This window comes from Acidobacteriota bacterium (assembly GCA_040752675.1).
In the GTDB taxonomy this organism is placed as follows: Bacteria; Acidobacteriota; Polarisedimenticolia; order JBFMGF01; family JBFMGF01; genus JBFMGF01.
Genome location: JBFMGF010000073.1, coordinates 1 through 3,011 on the forward strand (window position 1 = coordinate 1; position 3,011 = coordinate 3,011).

At 47.1% G+C, this 3,011-nt stretch carries 4 protein-coding genes and 1 pseudogene; 4 read left to right on the forward strand and 1 reads right to left on the reverse strand.

Annotated features, from left to right (window positions below):
* The first annotated feature begins 226 nt into the window (after window positions 1-226).
* The 3 genes and pseudogenes from AB1756_07185 (at window position 227) to AB1756_07195 (ending at window position 1,655) form a co-directional block, all read left to right on the forward strand.
* Window positions 227-784, forward strand: coding sequence for an archaemetzincin (locus AB1756_07185; GenBank protein MEW5807111.1), 558 nt, complete (start codon window positions 227-229; stop codon window positions 782-784).
* A 36-nt stretch (window positions 785-820) separates the two neighbouring features.
* Window positions 821-1,456 carry a DUF72 domain-containing protein gene (locus tag AB1756_07190; GenBank protein ID MEW5807112.1) on the forward strand — a complete coding sequence of 212 codons (636 nt, stop codon included), beginning with the start codon at window positions 821-823 and terminating at the stop codon, window positions 1,454-1,456.
* Between the two features lie 43 nt (window positions 1,457-1,499).
* Window positions 1,500-1,655: pseudogene (locus tag AB1756_07195) on the forward strand (DUF72 domain-containing protein).
* On the opposite strand, the gene AB1756_07200 reads toward AB1756_07195, so the two are convergent.
* A complete protein-coding gene (locus AB1756_07200) occupies window positions 1,650-2,651 on the reverse strand; it encodes a zinc-dependent alcohol dehydrogenase family protein (protein ID MEW5807113.1) in 1,002 nt (333 codons plus the stop codon). The pseudogene AB1756_07195 and the gene AB1756_07200 overlap by 6 nt on opposite strands.
* A 233-nt stretch (window positions 2,652-2,884) precedes the next feature.
* On the opposite strand from AB1756_07200, the gene AB1756_07205 reads away from it, so the two are divergent.
* Window positions 2,885-3,011: IS110 family transposase (locus tag AB1756_07205; protein ID MEW5807114.1), on the forward strand; the 127-nt coding region annotated here is incomplete at its 3' end.

The following is a 3,011-nucleotide window of genomic DNA, read 5'->3' on the forward strand; positions in this document are numbered from 1 at the left end:
CCCATCGCCTTTTATTATTCTGATGAAAACCTGCATCCGGACGGGCCCACCGGAAAAATACAGGAGTAAAATGAATTTTTCAACAATAGCTTCTGAGCTCCGCCAATCGAATTTATCAAGATATTTTAATCGTCTTTACTCATCGGGACATTTCGTCTTTGTCGCTTTAATGTTAGCGTTCACTGCAACCGCTTTATCCTGTGTTCCTTATTGCTGGAGTCAAAGTATGAATAAAAAAATTTATCTGATTCCTGTGGGCAAGGCAAGCTCCACATCAATCGAAAAACTTATCGAACCACTTAAGGAGAAGTTTGGATTTGCTGTCGAGATAGGAAAAGGGATAGACAACATCCAGTTCGCTTACAGCAAGAAGCGTAATCAGTTTCATTCGTCTTTGATTCTCGATGAACTCAAAAAGTATTTTCCGAAAGATGCCGCACAGATTCTGGGAATTGCCGACGTGGATCTCTATGTCCCATCCCTGAATTTTGTCTTCGGTGAAGCGTATTCCGATTCTTCCGTTGCCATAATATCTCTGATACGGCTGAGGGAGGAATTCTACGGCATGATGCCCAGCAGGACCGTATTCGAGAAGCGGATGATAAAGGAAGCTGTACATGAGCTGGGGCATTGCTTCAAGCTGGGTCACTGCCAGAATCCTGCGTGCGTCATGCATTTTTCAAACAGTCTCCATGACACAGACATCAAATCTCCAAATTTCTGCTCTTCCTGTGAAGAAAAATTAAAGATCATGCTCAATAATTATCGAAGTAAACCCAAATAAATCAGGCCTCCTGCCTGAGATTGCTTCAGGAGATAAATGACTGTGCAGAAGATGAAACAGAAAATCTTCATAGGGACGAGTGGATACAACTACGACCATTGGGCAGATGGGGTAATTTACCCGAAAGGTCTGCCTCAGAATCAGTGGCTCGAGTATTATGCAAGATTCTTCAAGACCGTTGAGCTCAATGTTACCTTCTACAGACTACCCCAGGAGAAAGTCTTTGAAAGATGGAGGAAGAGGACTCCGTCCGATTTTTCCTTCGCTATCAAGGGAAGTCGGTTTATCACCCATGTCAAGCGTCTGAAGGATGCTGAAGAACCATTGAGAAACTTCTTTTCGCGAGCGCTTCTCCTTGAGAAGAAGCTTTCCGTCGTTCTATGGCAGCTTTCCCCCGGCTTTAAGAAGGATGCTGGAAGATTGAGAGCTTTTCTGAAAAGTCTCAAGGAGTGCCAGCGGAGCAAACAGAAGAGAATCAAACCAGGAAAGTCAGAACATCCTGACGAGCCGAAGCGAATTACTAAGCCCAGGCATGCGTTTGAATTCAGGCATGAGTCCTGGCTGTGCCATGAGATCTACGAAATGCTGGACGAAAGTGGCTGCACTGTCTGCAGGGCGGACTGGCCAGAATTTGATGTGGAAATCCCTCTGAAGAGATTTTGTCTATCTTAGAAGACACGGCACTCAGGGAGAGCTTTATGGTGGATGCTACTCCGATTTCCAGCTTAAGAGAGATGCCTCCGTGATAAGAGAGTGGATGAGACAGAAAAAAGACGTTTACGTCTACTTCAACAACGATGCCCATGGCTGGGCAATCCAGAATGCCCTCAGCCTCCAGAAGCTATTAAAAGCTGATATGGATGGCTTATGAGATCTTAAGGGTGGCTGCGCCGGTGATGCGGCTCTCTTTGAGCAACTGTAGAGCTCTGTTGGCTTCCTTCAGAGGAAAGACTTTCACTTCGGTCTTTATTGGAATCTCGCCGGCAAGCTCGAGGAATTCGACGGCATCCTGACGGGTGCTCGATGCCACACTCCGGATGGTTTTCTCATAATAAAGATGTTTTTCGTAATCCATTTCAGGAACCCTGTCAAGATAGATGGCATTGATGGCAAGTGTTCCCCCTTTTCTGAGATGTCCGAGGGCAGCCAGGACGACCTGGCCGGCCGGTGCAAAAGTAATGGCTCTGTCGAGCTTCGCGGGAGGATGTTCGTCAGCTCTGCCAGCCCAGGCGGCCCCAAGCTCTGCCGCTAACTTTTGATGTTCCTCGCTTCTCGTGAAGACGAAGACCTCACAGCCATGGTGCCGCGCTATCTGAAGGGCGATGTGCGCGGAGGCTCCGAAGCCGAAGAGACCGAGTCTTTCCCCTTTCTGAAGATCGCTCAAGCGGATGGAGCGGTAGCCGATGATCCCGGCGCACAGAAGCGGTGTCGCTTCTTCGTCGGAAAAGTTTTCAGGGATCTGGTAAGTGAAACCCTCTTCCGAGACCATAAATTCCGCATATCCACCATCGACCGAGTAGCCCGTGAACCTCGCCGATTCACACAGATTCTCGGAACTGCTTCGGCAGAAATGACATATTCCGCATGTCCGGTGAACCCACGGGATACCGACTCTCTCGCCCCTTTTGAACTTGGTGACATCCTTCCCCACTCTATCCACGACCCCCACTACCTGATGCCCGATGATGACCGGCTTCTTGATGAGTGGAAGATCCCCTTCCACCTCATGAAGATCCGTATGGCACACCCCGCAAGCCCTGACCCTGATCAAAATCTGTTTCTCTTCTGCGATTGGCTCAGGTAGTTCGTTATATTCAAGCGGGCTGGTCTCAATAAGAGCTTGGTTTTTCAGGATCATCGTTTTCATATATTCATCTTGCTAAATGGTCATAGATCATCCGTGCAAAGCTCTTGTAAGGTTCAAGCCTCTGCCATTTAAGCTGATCCTTCCAGTGCTCCCAAAACCTTTTGGCTGCTCCCTTTTAGGTTCAAATCTTTGTAGTATCTCGCCAAAAGGAGTCAATCCCAATCTCAGTTGAAAATTCAGGAGTGGCTCCAAATAGAATTGTAAAAACAAATGTTATTGAAAGGAGAAGCCAAATGAAATTTTACACCAAACAGCATCAATATTACTGCGGTATCGATCTCCATGCAAGAACTATGTATCTCTGCATTCTTGATCAAGAAGGAAACATTCTCGTCAACAAGAACATGAAAACAGATCCTA

What these genes read in the sequence shown, in the direction of transcription:
- AB1756_07185 (MEW5807111.1), top strand. Translation starts at nt 227, where the DNA reads ATGAATAAAAAAATTTATCTGATTCCTGTGGGCAAGGCAAGCTCCACA.
- AB1756_07190 (MEW5807112.1), top strand. Translation starts at nt 821, where the DNA reads ATGACTGTGCAGAAGATGAAACAGAAAATCTTCATAGGGACGAGTGGA.
- AB1756_07200 (MEW5807113.1), bottom strand. Translation starts at nt 2,651, where the DNA reads ATGAAAACGATGATCCTGAAAAACCAAGCTCTTATTGAGACCAGCCCG.